The organism is Acinetobacter sp. ESBL14 (genome assembly GCF_036668815.1).
Classification (GTDB): Bacteria; Pseudomonadota; Gammaproteobacteria; order Pseudomonadales; family Moraxellaceae; genus Acinetobacter; species Acinetobacter gyllenbergii.
Map to the genome: position 1 here is coordinate 20,991 of NZ_JAZEVS010000008.1, position 24,540 is coordinate 45,530.

The following is a 24,540-nucleotide window of genomic DNA, read 5'->3' on the forward strand; positions in this document are numbered from 1 at the left end:
TAAATTTAATAAATCTTAAAAATATATTTGCAAATCATATAGAAAGCACAGTCATTAAAAAAATAATTTGGTGCGTTTGTTGTTATTTTGAGCAAACGCACCGCTTTATTTCACATTTATGCTGCAGGTTCTGCTAATTGTGCAGGTGCTTTCACTGTTTTCTTCTGTGCCATAACGATACCGATCAGAATCATCACGCCACCGATGGTGTGGTAAATCGTCCAATGTTCCGACAACCATAGGCTTGCAATAATTGCGGTAAATACAGGCATTAAATTCATAAAAATACTGGTCCGGTTTGGGCCAATCGCCTGTACCGCCACCATCCATAATAAGGGTGCAATCAGCGATGGAAACATCCCTGCATAGAAAACACTGGCTGCATTTTCAGCATTGATACTATCTAGGCCTAACCAAAGTAAAAATGGCAGGTGATACAACAAAGCAAACGCAATTTGTACGTAGAGACTGGTCAGCAATGGCAATTGTAGCTGCCACTTTTTCAGAAAGACGCCATAAAAGGCATAGAACCCGACAGCGAGTACCATCACCGCATCGCCCCAATGTCCACCTTGTGCAAATAGACTCGAAAGATGACCTTGGCTCATGACATAGATCAAGCCAGCAAAGGACAATACGCTACCAAAAATCGCAAAACGATTCGGTGCATCTTTTAAAATGAAATAAGAGATAAAAATGGTAAAGATCGGGACAAAAGCATTCACAATGCCCATATTGGTTGCCGTGGTATAGTGCGCCGCGGTATAAGAAAGACCTTGATATAACACCATGCCAAAGGCACTCAACACCGCTAATTTAGGAAGGTATGGCACAATTAAACTGCGCTGTTTCCATACTTTCGGTAACATAAACGGCGTTAAAATCACAAAGGCGACCAACCAGCGGTAAAAACTGATACTGACGGGTGAAATATAGTCCGCCACATAGCGGGTCACGGCAATATTCAGCGACCAAATCAAAACGGCTATCAAGGGCAAGACAAAAGCCCATTTCTGGTATTTACTCAACTGACCCATCATTTCCTCACCATATCTCAGCAATGGGAGTATTGTGGAAGATGTCCAAAATAATTGAAATATCGTATTTCAGACATTTATATCGCAGTCACGACATCACTGCTTAGAATAGCTCCCAAGCACGCATCGCATGTTCAACCACTTTATGCAATTGTTCAACCGTTGCCCCATCTCGTGCCTGAATAGTCAAACCTTGCACAACCGTTGCATAGAAGTCTGTCATTTCCTGTAAAGGTGCTGTTGCTGGCAAATCCCCGTTGGCAACGCCCTGCTCTAAACGCTCAAACAGTTTTTGCTTGGTCTGCAAACGCTTTTCCAGAATGTTGTGTTGCACCGCCTGTGCATTGTCCGAGCAGTTCATGGTAGCAACCACCAACATACACCCTGCTGGTTTATTGGGTTGCGCTAAACGTTTGACGTTGTCATATAAATAAAGCTCAAATGCAACTTTTGCGGTTTTGGCTTCTAAAAAAATAGGCACAATCGGACAAGCCTCATGCGCCAAATAATAATCGATGCATTTATAAAACAGCCCAGCTTTATCACCAAAGCTACTATATAAGCTTGGCGCGGTCAGCTCTAGCGCTTGCGTTAAATCACTGATCGACGTGGCTTCATAACCATGCTCCCAAAATAACAACATGGCTTTTTCCAAAGCCTGCTGCTCGTCAAAACACTTCGGACGACCACGCTTCTTTTTCAAGCTGTCATCACACGGTATTGGCAGAGGATCAGGTGCATTTGTCATAACAGTCACAGATATTTTCATAACGATCACTATCAAATTAATTGACGCAGCAACATTAATCAACTATTTTATTTTATATCGATCGTTATAAAAAATTAATATTTTTCAATTTTATTGTTATCTCACTAACAATAAAGGGAATTTTTATGGAAAACCCATCAGCAACAGACATCAACGCACTGGCGTCAAACCCTTCCCAAGGGAACTGGCTGGCATTGCTCTCTGTTACCTTCAGCGCTTTTGCCTTGGTCACAGGTGAGTTTCTTGCGATTGGAGTACTCAATGACATCGCACGGGATTTTCAAGTCTCTGTGGGAACAGCAGGTCTAACCGTTTCATTGACCGCAATCGTCGGCATGTTTGCGGCAGTGCTGATTCCTATTTCGGCGAAGACACTGGATCGGCGTACTTTATTACTGATGCTTACCCTGCTGATGATTGTCGCCAATCTGCTTACAGCCTTTGCGCCTAACTTTATCCTGCTCTTAGTCGGACGTATCATTTTAGGCGTTGCGGTTGGTGGATTCTGGGCCACTGCAGTTGCTTTAAGCGGTCGTCTTGCCCCACCTCATTTACCCATTGCCAAGGCCACTGCTTGGGTCGCGTTCGGAGTGACCTTGGCCAGTGTATTGGGTGTGCCGATGGGTACATGGTTGGCTCAGTATAATGGCTGGCAAACTTCTTTCACGGCGATTTCATTGATGGGGGTACTCCTGTTTATCTTCCAGTATCTCTATCTGCCTCAATTGAAACCTGCTTCTTCTCTACGTTGGAAAGAGCTACCAATCTTGTTGCAACATTCTGCTGCACGTAAAGGACTGATCATCTTTATTTTTATGGGTTTTGCACACTTTGCGGCCTACAGTTATTTTTCTGCCTTTTTTAAGCATCAGCTAGACTTCTCTGATGGTCTGATTAGCCGTTTACTGCTGATCTATGGGATTGCTGGGATTTTTGGCAATATTTTTGCAGGCTATCTGGGTCAGAAGAATATCCGCTATACCTTTGCAGTCAGTGCGATCACCTTCTTCTTTGCCTTTCTCTGCTTACCGCTAACTGGAGCACATATCGGTTCTGCCATCATCTTGACGGCTTTATGGGGCTTCGCTTATGGCATTATCCCAACCGCAGTCAACATCTGGATGTTCACCCATGCCCCTGAGGCTGTTGAAAAAGGCATGCCAATGGTGACATTAACCTTCTTAATCCTGATTGCGTTGGGCAGTATGTTTGGCGGTATTATCGTGGATTATTTTAATGGTACGGTCTTATTTTTCGCCATGCTGCCGTTAGTGCTCTGTTCTTTGGTATTGATCTTTACACTGGCACGCGGTCTCAACAATCCTAAAATCCATTATCAAAAACAATGATACAAGCCGAGAAGAAACTCGTCTTTGAGCAATAATCAATGGTCGCCGCTCTACAACGATAAGTTAAGGCGACCGTATTGATAATGTCCCGTTCCAGTATCAATTGTCCCAGCTATGCAGATTTCTCATAAGCCTTACAGATATTTTCATAATGATCATTATAAAAATATTTGACGACACGTTGTTTATCCACTATTTTATTTTATAGTGATCGTTATAAAAACCAACTTATTCTCCACCCTTTTGTCATCCAACTGACAAATAAGGAAATTCTCATGGAACAATCCACCTCTTCAGACGCACGACCCACTGAAACCACACAAGGAAGCTGGTATGCAATTTTAGCTGTCGCTGTTGCTGCCTTTGCACTGGTCACCAGCGAATTCTTACCTGTGGGTGTTCTCAATAGTGTCGCAACCGACTTAAACATTTCAGTAGGTACAGCAGGATTAATCATTACCTTACCTGGGGTGATGGCTGCGATTGCTGCACCCTTACTGCCGATTTCCGTGAAACAACTGGATCGTCGTTATGTGTTGATTCTATTAACCGCGATTATGGTGATTGCCAACACCATTACGGCCTTTGCAGATAGCTTTAATGTATTGCTGCTCAGTCGTTTGGTCCTTGGTATTTCAATTGGTGGCTTCTGGGCCACTGCCATCGCGCTCAGTGGCAAACTTGCACCCCCACATTTGCCGATTGCGAAAGCAACTGCCATTGTGATGGCTGGAGTAACCTTTGCTACCGTTTTAGGTGTCCCAATCGGGACTTGGCTCAGTGAATTCTATGGGTGGCGTAGTGCCTTTGGAATTACCGCAGCAATCGGCTTGGTGGTGTTAGTGCTACAGTTGATTTTCCTACCAGCACTCAAACCTGAGTCAGCCATTCATTTACGTGACCTACCCGCCTTACTCCGTACCCCCAAAGCACGCAGTGGGATGCTGATTGTTCTGCTCATCGGTCTTGCACACTTCTGTGCCTATAGTTATTTGGCACCGTTCTTTAAGAATATTGCTGGCTTTGATGGTACTACGATCAGTTCATTATTATTGCTCTACGGTATTGCAGGTATTTTTGGCAATGCATTTGCAGGCTATAGCGGCAATTTAAATGTACGCTATACCCTCGCCTTTGTTGGGGTCTGCTTTACAATCGTGTTCTTCGGCTTTCCGATTTTCGCGACTCACCAATTTGGGGCAATTGTATTGACTGCTTTATGGGGCTTCGCTTTTGGTGCCTTCCCGACTTCTGCCAATATTTGGATGTTTGTGCATGCACCTCACGCAGTTGAAAAAGGCATGCCTCTGTTTGTGGGTATGTTCCAAGTCATGATTGCCACAGGTTCGCTACTAGGCGGTTATGTGGTTGATCATTTCAATGAAAATATCTTAATTTATGGTGTAATCAGTTTTGTTGCCTTAGCATTGATTAGTATCTTCACTTTGGCCAAAGGCTTGAATAACCCGAAAGTAACTTTCGAGAATTAACATGAGATCCTCAAATGAAGCATGATGTTGCTGAACAATTTCCATTCTTGCACGGTATAGAAGTCCATGAATTTCTGTATCAAAAGGATGATATTGTCACACCTCATTCTTCACTTTGGGGCGATTTCAATTTCAGTCTAAATGGAACTTTAGAATTTGATATTGAAGGTCAATACTACTTATCACCGCCCAGTTATGGATTATGGTTACCGCCACGAACTGAACATCAATCACTGCCGGTTGAACACGAAATTCACTATATCTGTATTCGTCTACATCCAAAATTTGGTGATTTTTTAGGGGATAGTTGTCGCTGTTTCAGTATTGAACCGTTTTTTCGGGCCTTAGTACTGCAAATCTTAGAGCAGCAAAAACAGCTTGCCGCGCCTGAATATCTCGAACATCTGCTTCAAGTTTTATTCGATCAACTTAAGCAGGCACCTGCCTATTCACATTATTTACCTCAAAGCAGTCATCCAATTTTAGCACCGATTCTGCAACAACTTGCCGATCCCGATCTGTTTAATAGCAGTCTGCAACAAGTGCTACAACACTTTGCAGTCAGTGAGCGACATCTATTACGCCTCAGCCAGCAAGAGCTGCAACTGTCCCTGTCCGAGTGGCGTAATCGTGCCAAAATTATTTTTGCGATTAATCAGATCCGCCAAGGCATGACCATCAAACAACTCGCTTTTGCCCTGGGTTATCAGCACAGTTCCAGTTTTATTGAGTTTTTTAAACGCTATACAGGGCAGACTCCCATTCAACTCAAAAATGCAGCACTTTAAAACAAAGGCTTGGTTTTACACATTATTTGTATGCAATCATCTTAAGAGCATTGCACTCAGCAGCAATAGCAGTTAAAACAAATAGGTTTTGTCACAACAACAAATTAGGACGTATCCCATGAGCCAGTCGGTTTATCACATTCCCGTTAAGGACATCCAAGGCCAAGAGATTGATCTCAATCAATATCAAGGCAAAGTTCTGTTGATCGTTAACGTGGCATCAAAGTGTGGCCTTACCCCACAGTACGAAGGTTTAGAAAAATTGTATCAGGCCAAAAAAGAGCAAGGCCTAGAAATTCTGGGCTTCCCCGCGAATAACTTCTTAGAACAAGAGCCTGGAACCAATGATGAAATTCAACAGTTTTGTTCATTGAATTATGATGTGCACTTCCCGCTTTTCGCAAAAATCTCAGTTGCGGGTGATGACAAACATGCCTTGTATCAAACCCTGACACAGGCTATTCCAGAACGTCAAGGCGAAGGCCCATGGTGGAAAGACTTGGTCGATTATGGTTTAACCCCAAATAACCCACCTGAAGTGTTATGGAATTTTGAAAAATTCTTGGTAAATAAGCAGGGTGAAATTGTTGCTCGCTTTGCACCAGATATCACTGCCGATGATGAACGTATTGTCAGTGCAATTGAAGCTGAATTAGCAAAATAAATTTAAGAAACAAATAGAAAAGAGCAGTTAATCTGTTCTTTTCTATGCAAAATGTAGAATCCGCGTTCAACTCCCCTATGCCCTTCAAACTGTTGCTAATTTGCAAAAATCAGTTTTTTCTCCACAGTTTCTCATTATAGTGACCCTCTTCTTGTAATCTGGTGTCGTTCAGCCATGATGGAAAAATTCTCTATCAAAGCCATTCTTTTCGCATCCACACTTGCTACAGCTTTCATACTAGCTGGTTGTGATCAAACGCCTCAGGGCAATGAAGGGGCTGAATCAACAGCTGGGATTGAACAGAACCTGACCCAGGCGGAGGATGAGCAAGTAGAAGCCGAAGCAGCTCAAGATACGCAGAACCTAAGCCGTGGCAATATGTTCAATATCGCCCGTGATATTGCCAAATTGCAGATTGAAACTGGTGACTATGTCACCTTGCTCAAGCAATCGCAAAGTAATTTGGAGCAGGCCATCCAAGATAAAAATGTGCAACAGCTACAAAGTACTACGGGTGAGTTGAATCAAGAATTGCATAAGCTGCACGATGCCTTATTATCACTGAATTTAAAAAGTAATGAAGTCGATCAGATCCGCCAAAGCTTATTGGCTGCTAATCAACAGCTATTAAATATGCCCTTATTACATGGTCAAACGGATTTATCAAAAATTGATTTTGCCAAGATTGAAAAACAGTTCAATACGATTCAAATGGATATGGTGAAGCTTGCGACCTTGGTATTGGGAGATAAAGCTGATTCAAACGCTTAGAGATAAAAAATCAAAAGACTGAGCTAAACGATTCGTTTATTACTCAGTCTTTCTTTTTTATCGCATCTTTCTAATTACACTTAGGATCATTTCCTAAGGCTCTTAACTGTTCTTGTTCAAATCTCTTCTGCGACAACTCAGCATTTTTATTTCCGGTCAAAAGCTTACTTTTTGAAAGATATAAGGTTAACAAAGTTTTTCCATCTGGTATCTCTTTCAAATTCACTTTAGAAACATAGGTTCCATAGTTTGCTTTAGCTTCAATTGTAGCTTGATGCTTATCACGCTCGAGTTGACCGTCTACCGCAATATAACTCATATCATTAGGTACAGGGCTTTTATAGGCGACACATTTATCATAAGCTCGTTTTAAATTTGCATATACTTGAATATAATCCATGTTGAGTTCAGTGCTATATCCACCCCCCACAGATTGCTGAATAAGCTGTGATTCAGAGGTCGGCAGCATCATTCGCACACAGCCACTAGACAGCAAGATCGAAAACAATAAACTAAATTTAAATACGGATTTAGTAAATTTTGACATACTTCAAATTTCCTTGTTCAATACCTTCAACAATTTTTTTCTTAATCACAATAGATTCTGGCTCATTCGTTTTAAACCTTTGATCTATCTCATATTCTGCAATATAAAGCCGAGAACCAGTTTCCTTACTATAATCCGCACCCATGACATAATTTTTATTTTTCTCAAAATTCACATTTTTTATTTCGGTATAATAACTTGTACTTTTGAATCCATTTATAATCACTAAATCATGCACGCCAACAGGTACCTTTAAATCCTGTTGAGCTAACTCTGTTAACAATACATTTTTTGATCCAAACATTATAAATTCAGGTACTTTGACCTGATGACCATCAATTGTATTGATCATATAAGGACGAGGGGTAAAAGAGTCATAGGATTGATAAGCACGGTATGGAAAAGTACGGATAAATGTAAAGTCTTGATTCGGAAACTTTTCAATTAACTGATCACGATACATCTGAATTTTGTCAGCTTTACTCGCACTACTGTCTATATTCAAATAACGCTCATGCTTAGGCGCTGATTTTATTGGCAACATGCCAATAGATTTCCCCTCAGGCGTTTTAGTTACAGTACAGCCAACAGACATGATAAATAAAGGCGCTAGAAGTAAGATTTTAGATTGCACGTTAAAGTTCTCATTTTTCAAGTTTACAAATGATAACAAGAATTAATATTAAAATGATAATTATCTATAAAATATAGCTCCTGATTTGAATGTATAAAAAAGCCACCTGACGGTGGCTTTCTCTTTATTTCTTATCGAGTGCGATGGTGGGTTTACTGCATTTACCTGATTGGGCTAACTGATACTCACGAATTGCTTTTTTCCCAGTTTCATCATCAACTAGTTTCACATTTGCACCGCCAACAAATGCGCCCATTTTGATCGATTGTTGAACAAAATAATTTTTACCAGGTTCTGTTTTAAGCACTAAATGGTTAGGCGAGAACTCTGATTCAGTTGAAACTGTATGTTCTTGATTACCTGAGACCTCTTTGAAGAAAAAGGTACCACGTGCCGTTTCACCCAAACACTCACCGTCAATCCATACATCTTTTTTCAATGCGGCACCAAACGCGCTGTTTGAACGATAGACATAAATTGCAGCATTGCCTTGCGAAGGAGCTTCAAGCTTCTTAGCTTGTTCATTCAGTTGATTATTTGCTGTTGGTACCGATGCACACCCCACAAAAGCCACAGCGATCAAAAACGGAAGACTTTTTATCATTTTCATGATGATTTTCTCTTTGGACTAATAATTCTAAATTAAGCTTTGTAATTTATAGAAAAATTATAATTATTCAAGACATTAAAATAAAAAAAAAGCCACCTGACGGTGGCTTTCTTCAATCTCAAACCAGCAATAATTAAAGTGCGCGGTTTTTGATTTTACGAATCGTTTCAAGCTGAGCTGCAGTTTCTGCAAGCGAAGCAAGCGCAGCAGCAGAATCCAGATCACTCTTTTGATTTGCGAGCAATTGTTCAGCTTGTTTACGAGCTTCCATAATTGCTACTTCATCTAAGTTGTCAGCGCGGATTGCAGTATCTGCAAGCACGGTCACAACATGAGGCTGAACTTCTAACACACCGCCAGATACATACACGATTTCTTCTGTACCATTTTCCAACTGAACACGAATCGGGCCCGGTTGGAGTAAAGTTACGAGTGGCGCATGTCCTGGTAAAATACCAAGCTCACCGCCCGCACCTTTTGCGATTAACATCGTAACTTGTCCAGAGTAAATCGACTCTTTCACACTTACAACGTCACATTGCATAGTCGCCATGAGAATCTCCTTAAATTAGAGTTGCTAATTAAAGTTTCTCGGCTTTAGCAATCACTTCGTCAATACCACCAACCATATAGAACGCTTGTTCTGGGATGTGGTCGTATTCACCAGCTAATAGACCTTTAAAGCCACGAATCGTTTCTTTAAGTGGTACTAATTTACCAGGCGCACCAGTAAATACTTCAGCGACGTGGAACGGTTGAGAGAAGAAACGTTGGATTTTACGCGCACGGTAAACAACCAATTTATCTTCTTCAGCTAACTCGTCCATACCCAAGATTGCGATGATGTCTTTAAGCTCTTTATAACGTTGCAATACGTTCTGTACAGAACGTGCAATTTCATAATGCTCAGCACCAACAACCAATGGATCTAACTGACGTGAAGTTGAGTCAAGTGGATCGATCGCTGGATAAATACCAGAAGATGCGATGTCACGGCTCAATACAACGGTAGCATCTAAGTGAGCAAACGTTGTTGCAGGCGATGGATCTGTTAAGTCATCGGCAGGTACGTATACTGCTTGGATCGATGTGATCGAACCAGATTTAGTCGACGTAATACGCTCTTGAAGAACACCCATTTCCTCTGCAAGTGTCGGTTGGTAACCTACTGCAGATGGCATACGACCTAACAATGCTGATACTTCAGTACCCGCAAGTGTATAACGGTAGATGTTGTCGACGAATAATAATACGTCACGACCTTTACCATTTTCGTCTTTTTGATCACGGAAGTATTCAGCCATGGTCAAACCAGTTAACGCTACGCGTAAACGGTTACCTGGTGGCTCGTTCATCTGACCGTAGACCATTGCTACTTTGTCAAGAACGTTAGAATCTTTCATTTCGTGATAGAAGTCGTTACCTTCACGAGTACGCTCACCAACACCAGCAAACACAGATAAACCTGAGTGAGCTTTCGCGATGTTGTTGATCAACTCCATCATGTTAACGGTTTTACCAACACCGGCACCACCGAACAGACCAACTTTACCACCTTTCGCGAACGGGCAAAGTAAGTCGATGACTTTAATACCAGTTTCTAAAAGGTCAGTCGAAGCTGCTTGTTCAGCATAAGAAGGTGCTTGACGGTGAATCGGCAAACGCTCTTCAGTCGCTACAGGACCTGCTTCATCAATTGGGCGACCCAATACGTCCATGATACGACCAAGTGTCGCTGGACCTACTGGAACAGAAATCGGTGCATTTGTGCTGGTTACATTTAGGCCACGTTTAAGACCTTCTGTAGAACCCATTGCGATGGTACGAACAACACCATCGCCAAGCTGTTGCTGAACTTCTAATGTAGTTTCAGTACCGTCAACTTGGAGAGCGTCATAGATCTTAGGAACGCTATTGCGCTCAAACTCGACGTCGATAACCGCGCCGATGATCTGAATGATACGACCGCTACTCATTGCTGTCTCCTCAATTCAAACTTAATAATGTTAAACGGCAGCGGCACCGCCAACGATCTCGGAAATTTCCTGAGTAATCGCGGCTTGACGCAGCTTGTTGTAAATGAGCTGTAGGTCTTTAATCAATTGTCCTGCGTTGTCTGTCGCTGCTTTCATCGCGACCATACGAGCTGACTGCTCACATGCAACGTTTTCAATCACACCTTGATAAACCATAGACTCGATGTAGCGAACCAACAAACCATTTAACAATTCTTCTGCTTCTGGTTCGTAGAGATAGTCCCAACCATAAGTACGGTTGAGGTCATCGCCTTCTTCTGCCGGTGCTAAAGGAACAAGTTGTTCAACTTTAGGCTGCTGAGTCATTGCATTGACGAAGCCATTTGATACGAGGTAGATACGATCTAATTCGCCCTTATCAAATGCATCAAGCATAACTTGCACTGAGCCTGTTAACTGTTCCAAACTCGGCGCATCGCCAAGTTGGGTCGTTGCACCAAGCACTTTACCGCCGTAATTCTTAAAAAACGAAACCGCTTTTTGACCAATCAAAGCAAATTCAACTTCAATTGACTGCTGTTGTTGTGCTTTGACATGCTGCACAACTTTCTTGAACAAGTTAATGTTCAAGCCACCTGCCAAACCACGATCTGAAGACACTACGATATAGCCAACGCGCTTAACTGGGCGTTCAACCATATAACGGTGTTTATATTCAGGGTTTGCTTGGACCAAGTGAGCAATTACACGGCGCATATTATCGGCATACGGACGGCCCTGAGCCATGCGCTCTTGCGCACGACGCATTTTCGAAGCAGCTACCATTTGCATCGCGCGAGTAATCTTTTGCGTGCTCTTGATACTAGCTACTTTGGCGCGAATTTCTTTTAAATTTGCCATACGCTTAACCTAGTATTCGAAAGCTCTTTCGAGCTTCCGAAGGTTGATCCGTGAACCAAACTTAACTAAAGATAAACTTAGTAAGTTTGAGTCGCTTTGAAGCTCTCAATACCTGCTTTGAACGCTGCTTCGATGTCTTTGTTGTAATCACCAGTTTCATCGATCTGTTGCATTAACGCAGCATGTTCAGAACGGAAGTAAGAGATTAACGCAGCATCAAAGTCTACGATTTTCTTCACTTCTACGTCAGCCATGTAGCCTTCGTTAGATGCATATACAGAAACAGCTTGGTCAGCAATTGAGTATGGAGCATATTGTTTTTGCTTCATTAACTCAGTTACACGTTGACCATGCTCAAGTTGCTTACGTGTTGCTTCATCAAGGTCAGAAGCAAACTGAGCAAACGCAGCCAATTCACGGTATTGTGCTAGAGCAGTACGGATACCACCAGACAATTTTTTGATGATCTTAGTTTGAGCTGAACCACCAACACGTGATACCGAGATACCCGCGTTCACAGCAGGACGAATACCTGCGTTGAATAATGATGTTTCTAAGAAGATCTGACCGTCAGTAATCGAAATTACGTTGGTTGGTACGAATGCAGATACGTCACCAGCTTGAGTTTCAATGATCGGTAATGCAGTTAAAGAACCAGTTTGACCTGTTACTGCACCGTTCGTGAATTTCTCAACATAATCAGCCGAAACGCGCGAAGCACGTTCAAGAAGACGCGAGTGAAGATAGAATACGTCACCTGGATACGCTTCACGACCTGGTGGACGACGTAACAATAATGAAATTTGACGGTAAGCAACAGCTTGCTTAGACAAATCATCATAAATGATTAATGCATCTTCACCACGATCACGGAAGTATTCACCCATTGTACAGCCAGAGTACGGAGCTAAATACTGCATTGCTGCAGGATCAGCGGCCGCAGCTGCGACAACAGTTGTATACGCCATAGCGCCAGTTTCTTCTAGCTTACGTACTACGTTTGCAATTGTTGATTGTTTTTGACCAATCGCAACGTATACACATTTAATGCCAGAGTTTTTCTGAGCGATGATCGCATCGATCGCCATTGCTGTTTTACCAGTTTGACGGTCACCAATAATCAACTCACGCTGACCACGACCTACAGGGATCATGGTATCAACTGATTTATAACCAGTTTGAACAGGTTCGTCGACAGACTGACGCCAAATTACACCTGGTGCTACTTTTTCAACAGCATCAGTTAATTTTGCATCAATCGGGCCTTTACCATCAATTGGGTTACCCAAAGCGTCTACGACACGGCCAAGAAGTTCAGGACCAACCGGAACTTCTAATACACGACCTGTGCAACGAGCTTTTTGACCTTCTTGCAGGCTTAGGTAGTTACCTAAAACAACGGCACCCACTGAATCCTGTTCTAGGTTCAGTGCCATACCAAATAAGCCGCCGTCGAATTCGATCATTTCACCGTACATTGCATCTGCAAGACCGTGAATACGCACGATACCGTCAGATACCATGACGATGGTACCTTCATTCTTCGCGGTCGCGCTGGTGTCCAGATCGCCGATACGCTGTTTAATGAGCGCACTGATCTCGGATGGATTCAGTTGTTGCATTGCGCTATTCCTCAATCTTTTTTAAGTTCAGTCTTATTGCTGTTAGGCAAGAAGACGAGTCCGCATTTTTTCAAGCTTGTTAAGCGCAGAGTCATCTATCACTTGGTCGCCTGCACGAATCACAACACCTGCGATCAACGCTGGATTAACGTTAACAGAGACATGAACTGTTCTGTTAAAACGTTTTTCAAGCGCGTGAGCTAAAATATGCTCTTGTGTCGCATCCATTGGGAAAGCAGATTCAATCTCTACTTCCAATGTGTTGTTGTTCTGCGATTTAAGTAATTCGTATTCTGCTGCGATTTCAGGCAATAAAACCAAACGATCGTTGTCTGCAAGCAAGGTCAAAAAATTTGACACTGATTGAGACTGATCTTCACCTAAAACCTTGGCAAAAAGACCTACTTGTTCCGCAGGAGTCAGCTCAGGGCGATTTAAATAAGCGGAAAATGCTTCGTCTTGCACCGCAGCACCGAGCAGTTGTAACGCATTTGACCAAGCGTCAGTTGCATTCTGCTCAGATGCATAAGCAAATGCTGCTTTGGCGTACGGGCGTGCTAACGTCAAGAGTTCAGCCATATTCGCCTCGCTTAAAGTTTAGCAGCCAGCTGATTCAGCATGGCATTATGAGCTTCTGCGTCAACTTGTTGGTTCAGAATTTTTTCTGCGCCAGCAACTGCCAAAGCAGCAACTTGTTGACGTAATTCTTCGCGAGCAGAATTGATGTCTTGATCAACAGTTTCTTTCGCCTGTTGACGAATACGCTCACCTTCAGCAGATGCTTGGGTACGCGCTTCTTCGATCAATTGTGCTGCACGACGGTTCGCTTGTTCGATCAATTGAGCCGCTTGTGCTTTTGCTGCGTCTAATTCTGCCTTAACTTGTGCTTGCGCATCAGCAAGGTCAGCTTTTGCTTTTTCAGCAGCATTTAAGCCATCAGCGATTTTACGCTGACGCTCACTAATCGCATTGATTAGTGGAGGCCATACAAACTTCATGCAGAATGCGACAAAGATCGCAAATGCAATTGCTTGGCCAATCAATGTGAGGTTGATATTCATTTCGCTATTCCTCAATATGTGGATTTAGGAATTAAGCTATTAACCTACAAATGGATTAGCGAAGATGAAGAACAAGCCAATACCAACACCGATCATAGGCACAGCATCAAGAAGACCCGCGATTAAGAACATACGAGTTTGAAGTTGTGGAGCCAATTCTGGTTGACGAGCAACAGCTTCTAAGAAGCGACCGCCTAAAAGACCGAAACCAATCGCAGTACCTAAAGCACCGAAAGCGATCAAGATAGCAGATGCAATTGCAACTAGACCTAAAGTGAGTTCCATGAAAAATTCCTCAGAGGTTAGGTTATTACCAAATTAAACTAAAATTTAAGCCCAACTGTCAGGTGACAATCAGGCAATACCATTAATGCTTTTCGCTTGCCATGCTCAAGTAAACGATGGTCAGCATCATAAAGATAAATGCTTGCAGCGTGATTACGAGAATGTGGAAGATAGCCCAAGGCACAGATAACGCCCACTGGATCCAGAACGGCAATAATGCGATCAAGATGAAGATCAACTCACCCGCATACATGTTACCGAACAGTCGTAGAGCTAACGAAACTGGACGAGCAAGGAAAGTTACTAATTCCAAAATTAAGTTCACTGGAATCAATAACGCTTTTGCAACTGGGTTACTTGGGTTGAATGGGTTAAGTGCCAATTCACCGACGAAACCGCCGATCCCTTTCTCACGAATACTATAGAACAAGATTAAAACAAATACAGACAACGACATACCAAGGGTAATGTTCGGGTCAGTAGAAGGAACAACCTTGAAGTAAACGTGGTGAGGGTCCATGCCAAATACGTTTGCACCAATCAATTGAGCTGTATACGGAATCCAGTCAACTGGGATTAAGTCCATTGCGTTCATGAGGAAAATCCACACGAAAATGGTTAATGCCAAGGGTGCAATTAAGCGTGATTTGCCGTGGAAAGTATCACGAACACTTGAGTCAACAAACTCGATAATCATTTCAATTGCTGATTGGAATTTAGTTGGAACACCTGCATTCGCAGCTCTCGCAACTGTCCAAAACAACAAACAGAAAATCACACCAAGTCCGATAGACCAACCCATTGAATCCAAGTGAATTGCAGTGAACCCCATCGAATGAGCTTCTTCAGCAGTCTCAGCCAATTTCCATGTACCGTCAGGCATTTTGCCATAGGTCATATTGGTCAAGTGATGCTTGATATACTCGGTCGAAGTCAGGGCATGTTCTTCAGCAGCCATAAATCACACCTGGTCAATGTCAATCATTAAAAAGAAGTAGAAACGAATCAAGCGGATGGCAAAGATCCCGTCTCTACTTCCAAAAATCTCAAAATGTGCCTTACCCTCGTTTTTGTAGACGTGCCACCCAAAATGGCGCGACCCACGACATCGCTTGTACGAGAATAAATCCACAAAACAATGCAACCGGTGACAGCGGTTTAACATTGCTCAAAATTAATATAAAACCCACAATCACAATCGCAAACTTACCGAGCATTCCTCGGTACATATTCAGCATGACTTGTTTTGATGCTCTTGCGCCTGCCGTTCTAAACGACTGCCAAGCAAAATAACAATGTGCCAACCAACATACCAAAGCCCCAAGCGCAGCACTCAAAGCAGCAGTTGTATCTTTGATTGCCCATGCCAGTAAAGCGGCAACAGGAATCATACACGCTTGTAAGAAGACCAAAGCTTTTGCTAATCGTCGGTCAATCATGCGACTAGTTTGGCTCATTTTTTACCCACTTACAGCAGAACTGCTTGACAAGTTTTAATCATGATCGTTTCGAATCGCAGGCATTATAGAGTTACACCCCTGAACATGCAATCTTTTCTCGACTTAAGTCTGCTTTTTTCGTTACCATATTTTTTGACGATAGAGTCAATTGATTTTTATTTTTTTGATCAATTTTGTGCACTTATTACGCATTTATCGGTTTTTGAAGCCAATTTTTGCCACGCTGTTACAAAATTGTCTTCGCCACGCATGCTTTCATCGACCGACTGGAAAACTACTGGGTTCATTTTTTGGTACTGACTGGCACTTGCTGTCGTTTCGGCCAATAGACACATTTTATTTTGCGGACGATTGTCTCTTAAGTACTTAATTTGAGCTGCCGTTGGGGCAATATGTGGATCATCGGTCAATGCACCCGCAAATTTTAAGTTCAAAGCACGTTCTAGATACTGATAGGCATCATGATAAGACCAATAGTTTTTGGCTTTATTCGAGCTTTCATATTGTTGTGAGGCTTGCAGCATCTGCTGAGAGAATTCTTTGGCATTGGCCATGTATTTGGCTTTATTTTCTGGGTATTGCTGAGAACGTAAAGTTGCAATAAAGAAAGCGATCCGAACCGCATTATTCGGATCTAACCACACATGACTATCTACGGTATTGGCCATAGATACACCACGTAAATTACGTAACGGCAAAGCGGTTAAAATGCCTGAGTCTAATAAAGCAATTGCTTTACGGTTTTGGTTCAGCATTTTTTCCAGTGGCGCTTCATGGGCTTTACCCAGCCAAATCACCAAGGAAGCATCTTGAATCGCTTTACGATGGGCGGGTGTGAGTTGCACATCATGGCCACTTTGATCTTTCAATAACAGGATCGGCTCTTCTACTCCGTCTGTCACTTGTTTAGCAATCAAATAAATTGGGTGTGTTGAAACCACCAAGCTTTGTGTCCAGCCCCATGTGCTTAACATCGAAAACAAGACCAAAACAATTAGGCGAGACATCACAGCATTACTCAATTTAGCGAAGCATGTTATAATATAACAAAAGTTAAAAAATGCCTATGTCTATTTTCGAGATTCATCACCTGAACAGACTTGGCTTTAACTATATATAGATAGTTATCCTAAATTGCGTGTTATGATATTGAATCTATTGTAAGGCCATCAGCCTTTTATGGCGCTGTAACAGATCAATAGGTTCTACAAAAACAATGAGGTCAATCTATGAGTTCTTGTTCACATGAACATGACAATGCATTACATGGTGTTCATGGTCATCACGATATTAAAGCGCGACTTGCTGAAGCAGAATTGTTATGCACTGCGACTGGCGCTCGCCTGACCCCTTTGCGTAAAGAAGTGCTTGAACTCATTTTGAATGCCTCTGGCCCAATGGGTGCTTATGACTTATTGGCAAAAATTAAAGGCCAAGCAGACCGCCCTGCTGCCCCACCGACAGTGTATCGCAGTTTAGACTTTTTATTAGAAAAAGGCCTCATTCACAGACTGACCTCAATCAATGCCTATATACCTTGTTGCCATCCACGTGAAGGACACCAAGCTGCTTTCCTGATTTGTACCGAATGCCATTCTGTCAAAGAGGCTTCTGCGCAAGGCTTGATTCAACAACTCGACCAACTTGCCGCCTCAGACCAGTTTTTAGCGCAACACAGCATTATTGAAATTTCTGGAAAATGTCATCAGTGCAGCACACTCCAGTAAACACTCCGCTTATACAGTTGGAGAAAGTCTCGGTTCGACGTGACGAACGGGATATTTTGAGAAATGTCGATTTTGCTTTGCAGTCAAAAGAGATTGTGACGCTGATTGGTCCCAATGGCGCAGGTAAATCAACCTTAATCAAAGTACTCCTTGGCATCATGTCACCCAATAAAGGCAAGGTGCACTTTTCAAAAAAATTAAAACTGGCTTATGTGCCGCAGAAGTTTAATCCGTCTGCTAGCCTGCCTTTACGGGTACAAGATTTACTTGATCTTGAAATCTGCAGCGCTGATTTACGTGCAGAGATTGTCCGCGACACCGGCATCCAAAAATTACAAGCATCCAAAGTACAGCAGCTATCAGGCGGTGAACGGCAACGCGTTTTACTGGCTCGAGCCTTACTGCGGCAGCCTGATATCTTAGTCTTGGATGAACCGATGCAAGGTCTGGACATCCAGTCCGAAGCTGAACTGTATGAATATGTACGCAGCTTACCCGAACGCTATGGTTGTGCCGTCCTGATGGTGTCGCATGATTTGCAATGGGTCATGCAAGGTACGCATCGTGTGGTCTGCCTCAATAAACACATCTGTTGCAGCGGTTTGCCTGAAAATATTCAACAGCATCCAGAATATCAAGCCATTTTTGGCACACAACGAATGTTCTATCAGCATCACCATAATCACTGTGGGCATAGTGATCATGCCGAACCGTGTTCTCACGATCCACGCCCACACATTCACCCAGAGCCAAAGGTCTAAGCCATGATGGAATGGTTACAACTCCTCCTACCTGCTTGGATCATGGGGTCATTGCTGGTTTTTCTGACCGCTCCACTCGGTTGCCTAATGCTGTGGCGCAGAATGTCTTTTTTTGCCGATACCATGGCTCACGGCACCCTACTGGGGGTCGCAGTTGCAGGTATTTTAAATTTACCTTTCTGGTTGGGTGTTGCCTGTCTGGCGCTGTTACTGGTTGCATTGCTGTGGGTGCTGCATGACTCTCGCCTTCCCAATGATGCCTTGCTCGCTTTAAGCTCTGCGACCCTACTCTGCTCAGGCTTACTTTTGATTCAACAAGTGCCAAGTCTACGCCCTGAATTGCTCAGCTATTTATTCGGTGATTTACTCAGTATCGAATGGTCTGATTTACCGATGTTTGCGGTGGTCATCATCGCCGCATTGATCGTACTGTATCGCTCTTGGTCAGCACAAATTCAAATTGCGATTGATCCTGATATTGCTATGAGTGAAGGCGTCAGTGCCAATTGGCAACGCCTGATCTTTATGTTGTTATTGGCATTGTTTACGGTACTGGCTTTACGTGCGGTGGGTTCATTATTGATGGGTGCACTGTTGGTGATTCCAGCACTTAGCGCACGCTTACTGGCGCACTCTCCCAAACAGATGGTGGTCTGGGCCTTTATTCTGGCACAGCTTGGCGTCACAGTTGGCCTATGGTCAAGTGCTGCCTTAAATATTTCAACAGGCCTGAGCATTGTGTTGTGCATGGCACTGTGTTTTGCTGCCATTTTTATCGTACAGAAACTCAAAAGCCAGTCACAATCTGCCTAACGAGGTTTAGGCCGATTGCTGAATGGCACTCAATAATAAGGCTGCGCAACTGAACATCACCGCAAAACCACGATTTAAGTATTTTTGCTGTGTCGGTGAACGAAGCAGTCTCAATACTTTCGATGCTAGTCCGGTATAACCCGCCATGACAATCAGGTCGATCGTCACCATTGTCGTCGCCATGATGCAGTATTGCAGCCATTGCGGTCGATTCAAGTCCAAAAACTGTGGCAAAACAGCCAATAAAAACACGATTGCTTTGGGGTTGCTCATATTCACCACAAAGCCTTTAAATACCAAAGCCAAGGCAGATTTATCATTCTGCTCCTGTTGAATCTCGATGTTCTGAATGGGTGCTTTCCACTGCGTATAAGCCAAGTATAGTAAATAGATCACCCCAAACCATTTCATCACCTGAAAGGCCCAAGGTGTGGTCGCGAACAAGACGCCGACACCTGCTGCAACAATCATGATTTGAATGATCAACGCGACTTGCAGACCTATGACATTCCAATAGCCATGTCGAAATCCATAGTTTAACCCACTCGACATTGAGGCAATTGCGCCAGCACCTGGTGAAACACTAATCACCCAGCACGCCAACATAAAAGCAAACCAAACCTGCACAGCCATAGCAAAAGATTTGAACAATAAAAGATGAATTATACCGTTTTATCAACGCCTCACGATGATATTTTAGGCAAGAAAATTTAACAAATAAGCTACTCAGCCCTCATAACATCAGGCACAATTATCCTTTTTGCCCCTTAAAAATAACTAAGGAGATTTTAATGACTGCGCAATCTGTCATTCTTCCATTGCCTTCCGACCATGCCCGCTTTATTGTTTTACGTTTAAAAGATTTAAGCATTGCTGAATTAAAACAACAAATTGAAGCGCTACTTTCGACCCGTGACCGTTTAATCACACAACACCCGAATGACCAGATTAAAACAGCGATCGCGTTTGGTCCTGAACTGTGGGCACAACTTTATGCTCAAACCCCTGAGGGCTTTAAGCAACTCGACCCGCAACAGGGTGCGTTTCAAATGCCTGTGGTACCCGCTGATGTATTTATTCATATTGCCAGTGCCCGTGCTGATATCTGCTTTGCCATGAGCCAAGCCTTCTTTAATGGTATCCAAGATAAAGTAGAGGTCTTGGACGAACGTGCATGTTTCCGTTTCTTTGATGGTCGTGACATGACTGGCTTCATTGACGGCACTGAAAATCCACAATTCCCTGATGACCGTGCTGAAGCAGCACTACTTTCTGAGCAGGCAGAGGCGTTTGCTGATGGTAGCTTTATCTTTGCGCAACGCTATATCCATGACCTAGCAAAATGGCAACAACTCAAAGTTGATGCACAAGAGCATGTCTTTGGTCGGACCAAACTCGAGTCGATTGAACTGGATGATGACATCAAACCACAAAACTCGCATGTGGCACGTACTGTCGTGGAAGATGATGAAGGTGAAGAAATGGAAATCTTGCGTCACAGCCTGCCTTATGGCGATGGTAAAGGTGAGCAAGGTTTATTTTTCGTCGCTTATACCAACCAGCTCAGTATTATTGATGAAATGCTAAAACGCATGTTTGGCACCACAGGTGATGGTATTCATGACCGCTTATTGCATTTCACCACTGCCATTGATGGTGCTTATTATTTTGCGCCAAGTGATGAACTATTGGAACAAATTTTAGAAGACTAAAATACCAAGATGCTATATCTATCAAGGGTATAGCATCTTCAACACACAACTTAAAAACATGAACTTAAAAAGTTTTATAGGAATATGTTAATTCCAGATCATTCCCACTCCCCCTAAGCCGATAAAGTTTGCTATATTGTTCGTTTTTCCGCGACATTTATTTTCGGTAACTATGAATACGGCAATACAAGCAGCTCTCGATCATGCGGTACAAACCCTGCAACAGCAAGGTGTACTTCCTTCCGATTGGACCAACACGAGCCATTTAACCCGTACCAAAGACCGAAGTCACGGAGACTTTGCTTCAAATATTGCCATGATCGGCTCAAAAGCGGCTGGCATGAAACCACGCGATCTTGCTGAAAAAATCTTGGCAGCCCTCCCAGAAGTGGCTGATATTACCAAAGCAGAAATTGCAGGTCCGGGTTTTATTAACTTCTTTTTAAATGCAGACCAACGCTATGCCGTGCTTGATCAAATCCAAGCACAAAAAAATGACTATGGCCGCAGCCAAGCCAATGCAGCTAAAAAAATCCAAGTCGAGTTTGTCTCTGCAAACCCGACCTCTAGTCTGCATGTCGGACATGGTCGTGGCGCAGCCTATGGCATGACGGTTGCAAATCTATTAGAAGCAACAGGTGCAACAGTTGATCGTGAATACTATGTCAATGACGCAGGCCGTCAAATGGACATTTTGGCGACTTCAACCTATCTACGTTATTTAGAATTGACGGGACAAACTTTAGTTTTCCCTAAAAATGCCTACCAAGGCGACTACGTTAAAGAAATCGCTCAAGAAATTATTGATAAAGATGGTAATGCACATGTTCGTGCTGTTGCTGACATTTATAAAGATGTACCAGAAGATGTTCAATACGCTGAAGAACTCGATGCAGAAGGCAACAAAGTTGTCCTTTCTGGCGACAAAGAAAAGCACATTGATGGTTTGATCGCAAACTCTCAACAACACTTGGGTGCGGACTACCGTGTTTTCCATCAAGCAGCCTTGCATGCCATCTTAGATGACATCAAAGATGACTTAGCTGACTTTGGCGTAACCTTTGACAAATGGTTCAGTGAAGACTCTTTAACTGACAAAATTGACGAAGCACTGGAGACATTAGACCAACGTGGTTACCTCTATGAAAAGGACGGTAACATCTGGTTTAAATCAACTGAGTTCGGTGATGAAAAAGACCGTGTGGTGAAACGTCGTAATGGTCAAACCACTTACTTTGCTTCTGACATCGCCTATCACTTGAATAAACTACAACGCGGCTATACTGACCTGATTGATATTTGGGGTTCTGACCACCACGGTTATATCTCACGTGTTAAAGCAGCCATTGATGCCATGGGCTACGACTCGAAGAAACTGACCGTACTTTTGGTTCAGTTCGTGAGCTTGTGGCGTGGTGGTGAGATGGTACAAATGTCATCTCGTTCAGGTCAATTCGTGACTTTACGTGATCTACGTAAAGAAGTAGGTAATGATGCCGCGCGTTTCTACTATGTGATGCGTAAGTCTGAACAACACATTGACTTTGATCTCGATCTTGCTGTTTCACAAAGCAAAGACAATGCGGTGTATTACATTCAATATGCCCATGCACGTATTTGCCGTATGTTAGAAAAAGCAGCTTCTACGGGGATCAGTTTTGATGCTGTTGCGGCACGTGAACAAGCCAATCATTTAGAACTTGATGCTGAAACTGAGATCTTATCTAAGCTCGCAGCTTATCCAGATGTTTTAGTTCGTGCAGCAAATGTGTATGAACCACACCAAATTGGTAACTATCTGAAAGAGCTCGCTGCCCTATTCCATGCTTGGTACAACGAACATAAAGTATTGGGTGATGATGTGGCACTGACACAAGCACGTTTATTGCTTTCAATCAACGTACAGCAAGTTTTGCGTAATGGCTTAGAATTGCTTGGTGTATCCGCTCCTGAGACGATGTAAATAGCAAAGCAGCGCTTTGCACATCGTCGCAAGACCGAAAGCTATGCTTGAGGTGGGCTGTAAAACAGCAAAGCAACGCTTTGCACATCGTCGCAAGACCGAAGGCGATGCCTGAGCTAAAACGGCAACCAGTAAATTAAAGCTTAAACACATGTAAACTTAAGCCATCATTGTTAAACAATATGGTAAACAAAGCATTATTTTTAAACATAATGCTTTGTTTTTAAGCAGATTCAAGTTACAAATAACCTAATAGGATCAAGAGGAATTTTCCGGTGTTTGGAAAAACGCAACGTGGTGTATCTGAACGACCAAACAAGCCAAAAAAACCACTCATTCCAAAGTGGTTAGGAATGCTTGTCGCAATTCTCGCGATCCTATGTGCTGCGGTAATGTTAATGCTTTGGCAACCTTGGCAGCCAGTTCCTGCAAAAAATCAGGTAACCTCAGAACATTACCAAGAAGAAAATACCAATAAAGACTACCGTTTTTATGATTTACTGCCTCAGCAACAAGTAACTCCAATTCCCGAACAAGCTGTGCCTGAGGCCAAACCTCAAGGCAATGTTGTGATTATTGAGTCACCAAAACCTGAGACCACTACAACAGAAGATCCAAGCGGCATCACACCAAGTGAACAAGCTGCTGCACCTGCACATGCGACTTATATTTTACAAGTACGTAGCTACCCTGACCCAGACAGTGCCGACGCACGTCGTGCAGAAATCATCCTGAATGGTTTATCTGCAGATGTGGTGAAAAGTGTTGAAAATGGTCAGACATGGTACCGTGTGTTCTCTGGCCCTTATGACAGTCAAGATTCAGCATTGGCAGCGCAACAAACCCTGCAACATAGTGGTATTGATTCGATTGTGATTAAACGCTAAACCAATTCAGCATAAAAAAGGGAACAATCTGTTCCCTTTTTTATACTCAAAAAATTTATGCGCATTGCGAATGCAAGCTTCTTTGCTCAGCACGTTGAAAGGCTGGGCGTTGTTGGACCCGTTGCACAAAGGCTTGAATGTTTGGATATTTACCGTGTAAACGGTTTTGGATGGCAATCAGTGGAAAGGCCATTTGAATATCGGCAAAAGAAAAATCACCTGCAAAATAATCATGTTTTGCCAGATAATCTTCAAGATACAAAATATGTTCTTTCACTCGTGGACGTACGAAGCCAGCTTTGACGCCATCACTAATTTTTTCAGCAATCGGGCGAATGACCCATGGAACATGTTTGCTGACATTGTTCATCACCAAGGTCATGACCAATAAAGGCATCAATGAGCCTTCTGCATAGTGCATCCAATATGAATATTGACGCTGCTCAGCCGGTTGTTGCGGTTTAAATTGATGTTGAAGATCATACTGTTGTTGCAAGTAATCAAGAATCACAGCAGATTCAACAATCACATCTTCACCATCAACTAAAATCGGTGCTTTACCGAGTGGGTGGATCTGTTTGAGGCTGTCTGGTGCTGAGAAATTGGCTAACCTTTGATAATACTCAACTTGGCAATCCACACCAAGTTCTTCTAATGCCCACAAGATACGGAACGAACGCGAGCATTGTAGGTAATGTAAGGTAATCATTTTTG

Annotated in this window: 28 protein-coding genes; 11 read left to right on the top strand and 17 right to left on the bottom strand. The window is 42.9% G+C overall.

What is annotated here, in order from left to right; genetic code table 11:
* Positions 1-116: 116 nt before the first annotated feature.
* Both V6E90_RS19445 and V6E90_RS19450 read right to left on the bottom strand, forming a co-directional pair.
* Positions 117-1,037 carry a DMT family transporter gene (locus tag V6E90_RS19445; protein ID WP_016660526.1) on the bottom strand — a complete coding sequence of 307 codons (921 nt, stop codon included), beginning with the start codon at positions 1,035-1,037 and terminating at the stop codon, positions 117-119.
* Between the two features lie 103 nt (positions 1,038-1,140).
* The gene (locus tag V6E90_RS19450; protein WP_392390260.1) at positions 1,141-1,794 is read right to left on the bottom strand and encodes a TetR/AcrR family transcriptional regulator; all 654 of its coding nucleotides are present in this window, start codon (positions 1,792-1,794) and stop codon (positions 1,141-1,143) included.
* A 137-nt stretch (positions 1,795-1,931) separates the two neighbouring features.
* On the opposite strand from V6E90_RS19450, the gene V6E90_RS19455 reads away from it, so the two are divergent.
* The 5 genes from V6E90_RS19455 (at position 1,932) to V6E90_RS19475 (ending at position 6,868) form a co-directional block, all read left to right on the top strand.
* Positions 1,932-3,155 (top strand): MFS transporter, encoded by a 1,224-nt coding sequence (locus V6E90_RS19455; RefSeq protein ID WP_332606236.1) that lies wholly within the window; start codon positions 1,932-1,934, stop codon positions 3,153-3,155.
* Between the two features lie 275 nt (positions 3,156-3,430).
* Positions 3,431-4,645, top strand: coding sequence for an MFS transporter (locus V6E90_RS19460; RefSeq protein ID WP_016542595.1), 1,215 nt, complete (start codon positions 3,431-3,433; stop codon positions 4,643-4,645).
* Positions 4,646-4,659: 14 nt separating this feature from the next.
* Positions 4,660-5,433 carry a helix-turn-helix transcriptional regulator gene (locus tag V6E90_RS19465; RefSeq protein WP_332606237.1) on the top strand — a complete coding sequence of 258 codons (774 nt, stop codon included), beginning with the start codon at positions 4,660-4,662 and terminating at the stop codon, positions 5,431-5,433.
* Positions 5,434-5,551: 118 nt separating this feature from the next.
* A complete protein-coding gene (locus V6E90_RS19470) occupies positions 5,552-6,097 on the top strand; it encodes a glutathione peroxidase (protein ID WP_332606238.1) in 546 nt (181 codons plus the stop codon).
* Between the two features lie 174 nt (positions 6,098-6,271).
* On the top strand, positions 6,272-6,868 hold the full coding sequence (locus V6E90_RS19475) for a hypothetical protein (protein ID WP_262758508.1): 597 nt from the start codon (positions 6,272-6,274) through the stop codon (positions 6,866-6,868).
* 70 nt (positions 6,869-6,938) lie between these two features.
* On the opposite strand, the gene V6E90_RS19480 is transcribed toward V6E90_RS19475, so the two are convergent.
* The 13 genes from V6E90_RS19480 to V6E90_RS19540 all read right to left on the bottom strand — a co-directional run bounded on the left by V6E90_RS19480 (position 6,939) and on the right by V6E90_RS19540 (position 16,970).
* On the bottom strand, positions 6,939-7,415 hold the full coding sequence (locus tag V6E90_RS19480; protein ID WP_332606239.1) for a hypothetical protein: 477 nt from the start codon (positions 7,413-7,415) through the stop codon (positions 6,939-6,941).
* On the bottom strand, positions 7,399-8,049 hold the full coding sequence (locus V6E90_RS19485; protein WP_262758506.1) for a hypothetical protein: 651 nt from the start codon (positions 8,047-8,049) through the stop codon (positions 7,399-7,401). The genes V6E90_RS19480 and V6E90_RS19485 overlap by 17 nt, the downstream gene beginning before the upstream one ends.
* Positions 8,050-8,173: 124 nt before the next feature.
* On the bottom strand, positions 8,174-8,659 hold the full coding sequence (locus V6E90_RS19490; protein ID WP_016542589.1) for a DUF2846 domain-containing protein: 486 nt from the start codon (positions 8,657-8,659) through the stop codon (positions 8,174-8,176).
* A 133-nt stretch (positions 8,660-8,792) separates the two neighbouring features.
* On the bottom strand, positions 8,793-9,212 hold the full coding sequence (locus V6E90_RS19495; RefSeq protein WP_004656515.1) for a F0F1 ATP synthase subunit epsilon: 420 nt from the start codon (positions 9,210-9,212) through the stop codon (positions 8,793-8,795).
* Positions 9,213-9,240: 28 nt separating this feature from the next.
* Positions 9,241-10,635, bottom strand: coding sequence for a F0F1 ATP synthase subunit beta (gene atpD / locus V6E90_RS19500; protein WP_004656517.1), 1,395 nt, complete (start codon positions 10,633-10,635; stop codon positions 9,241-9,243).
* Positions 10,636-10,665: 30 nt separating this feature from the next.
* On the bottom strand, positions 10,666-11,535 hold the full coding sequence (gene atpG, locus V6E90_RS19505; protein WP_005240419.1) for a F0F1 ATP synthase subunit gamma: 870 nt from the start codon (positions 11,533-11,535) through the stop codon (positions 10,666-10,668).
* A gap of 77 nt (positions 11,536-11,612) precedes the next feature.
* Positions 11,613-13,157, bottom strand: a complete 1,545-nt coding sequence (atpA, locus tag V6E90_RS19510; protein ID WP_004656522.1) for a F0F1 ATP synthase subunit alpha — start codon at positions 13,155-13,157, stop codon at positions 11,613-11,615.
* A gap of 42 nt (positions 13,158-13,199) precedes the next feature.
* Positions 13,200-13,736, bottom strand: coding sequence for a F0F1 ATP synthase subunit delta (locus V6E90_RS19515; protein WP_016542588.1), 537 nt, complete (start codon positions 13,734-13,736; stop codon positions 13,200-13,202).
* An 11-nt stretch (positions 13,737-13,747) separates the two neighbouring features.
* On the bottom strand, positions 13,748-14,218 hold the full coding sequence (locus V6E90_RS19520; RefSeq protein WP_004656525.1) for a F0F1 ATP synthase subunit B: 471 nt from the start codon (positions 14,216-14,218) through the stop codon (positions 13,748-13,750).
* Between the two features lie 39 nt (positions 14,219-14,257).
* The gene (gene atpE, locus V6E90_RS19525) at positions 14,258-14,503 is read right to left on the bottom strand and encodes a F0F1 ATP synthase subunit C (protein ID WP_000424060.1); all 246 of its coding nucleotides are present in this window, start codon (positions 14,501-14,503) and stop codon (positions 14,258-14,260) included.
* Between the two features lie 82 nt (positions 14,504-14,585).
* Positions 14,586-15,461: a F0F1 ATP synthase subunit A gene (gene atpB, locus V6E90_RS19530; protein ID WP_016542587.1), complete on the bottom strand. Its 876-nt coding sequence runs from the start codon at positions 15,459-15,461 to the stop codon at positions 14,586-14,588.
* Between the two features lie 100 nt (positions 15,462-15,561).
* Positions 15,562-15,960, bottom strand: a complete 399-nt coding sequence (locus tag V6E90_RS19535; RefSeq protein ID WP_016660529.1) for an ATP synthase subunit I — start codon at positions 15,958-15,960, stop codon at positions 15,562-15,564.
* 170 nt (positions 15,961-16,130) lie between these two features.
* Positions 16,131-16,970 (bottom strand): metal ABC transporter substrate-binding protein, encoded by an 840-nt coding sequence (locus V6E90_RS19540; protein ID WP_065344151.1) that lies wholly within the window; start codon positions 16,968-16,970, stop codon positions 16,131-16,133.
* A 222-nt stretch (positions 16,971-17,192) separates the two neighbouring features.
* Here V6E90_RS19540 and V6E90_RS19545 point away from each other — a divergent pair, with 222 nt between their 5' ends.
* Genes V6E90_RS19545 through znuB form a run of 3 tightly spaced genes read left to right on the top strand, consistent with a single transcriptional unit; the run spans position 17,193 to position 19,264 of the window.
* Entirely contained in the window at positions 17,193-17,690 is a 498-nt protein-coding gene (locus V6E90_RS19545) for a transcriptional repressor (RefSeq protein ID WP_016542584.1), read from the top strand.
* Positions 17,663-18,451 (top strand): zinc ABC transporter ATP-binding protein ZnuC, encoded by a 789-nt coding sequence (znuC, locus tag V6E90_RS19550; RefSeq protein WP_016660530.1) that lies wholly within the window; start codon positions 17,663-17,665, stop codon positions 18,449-18,451. Before V6E90_RS19545 ends, znuC begins: the two co-directional genes overlap by 28 nt.
* A gap of 3 nt (positions 18,452-18,454) precedes the next feature.
* The gene (znuB, locus tag V6E90_RS19555; RefSeq protein WP_016542582.1) at positions 18,455-19,264 is read left to right on the top strand and encodes a zinc ABC transporter permease subunit ZnuB; all 810 of its coding nucleotides are present in this window, start codon (positions 18,455-18,457) and stop codon (positions 19,262-19,264) included.
* 6 nt (positions 19,265-19,270) lie between these two features.
* Here the strand turns inward: znuB and V6E90_RS19560 are convergent, their stop codons facing one another.
* Positions 19,271-19,897, bottom strand: coding sequence for a LysE family transporter (locus tag V6E90_RS19560; RefSeq protein ID WP_332606240.1), 627 nt, complete (start codon positions 19,895-19,897; stop codon positions 19,271-19,273).
* A gap of 158 nt (positions 19,898-20,055) precedes the next feature.
* On the opposite strand from V6E90_RS19560, the gene V6E90_RS19565 reads away from it, so the two are divergent.
* The 3 genes from V6E90_RS19565 (at position 20,056) to V6E90_RS19575 (ending at position 23,826) form a co-directional block, all read left to right on the top strand.
* Entirely contained in the window at positions 20,056-20,976 is a 921-nt protein-coding gene (locus V6E90_RS19565) for a Dyp-type peroxidase (RefSeq protein ID WP_332606241.1), read from the top strand.
* A 172-nt stretch (positions 20,977-21,148) separates the two neighbouring features.
* Positions 21,149-22,939 (top strand): arginine--tRNA ligase, encoded by a 1,791-nt coding sequence (gene argS / locus V6E90_RS19570; protein ID WP_332606242.1) that lies wholly within the window; start codon positions 21,149-21,151, stop codon positions 22,937-22,939.
* Positions 22,940-23,214: 275 nt separating this feature from the next.
* Complete coding sequence (locus V6E90_RS19575) at positions 23,215-23,826, top strand: SPOR domain-containing protein (protein ID WP_016542578.1); 612 nt, start codon at positions 23,215-23,217, stop codon at positions 23,824-23,826.
* 55 nt (positions 23,827-23,881) lie between these two features.
* Here the strand turns inward: V6E90_RS19575 and V6E90_RS19580 are convergent, their stop codons facing one another.
* On the bottom strand, positions 23,882-24,535 hold the full coding sequence (locus V6E90_RS19580) for a glutathione S-transferase family protein (protein ID WP_065344148.1): 654 nt from the start codon (positions 24,533-24,535) through the stop codon (positions 23,882-23,884).
* Positions 24,536-24,540: the final 5 nt, after the last annotated feature.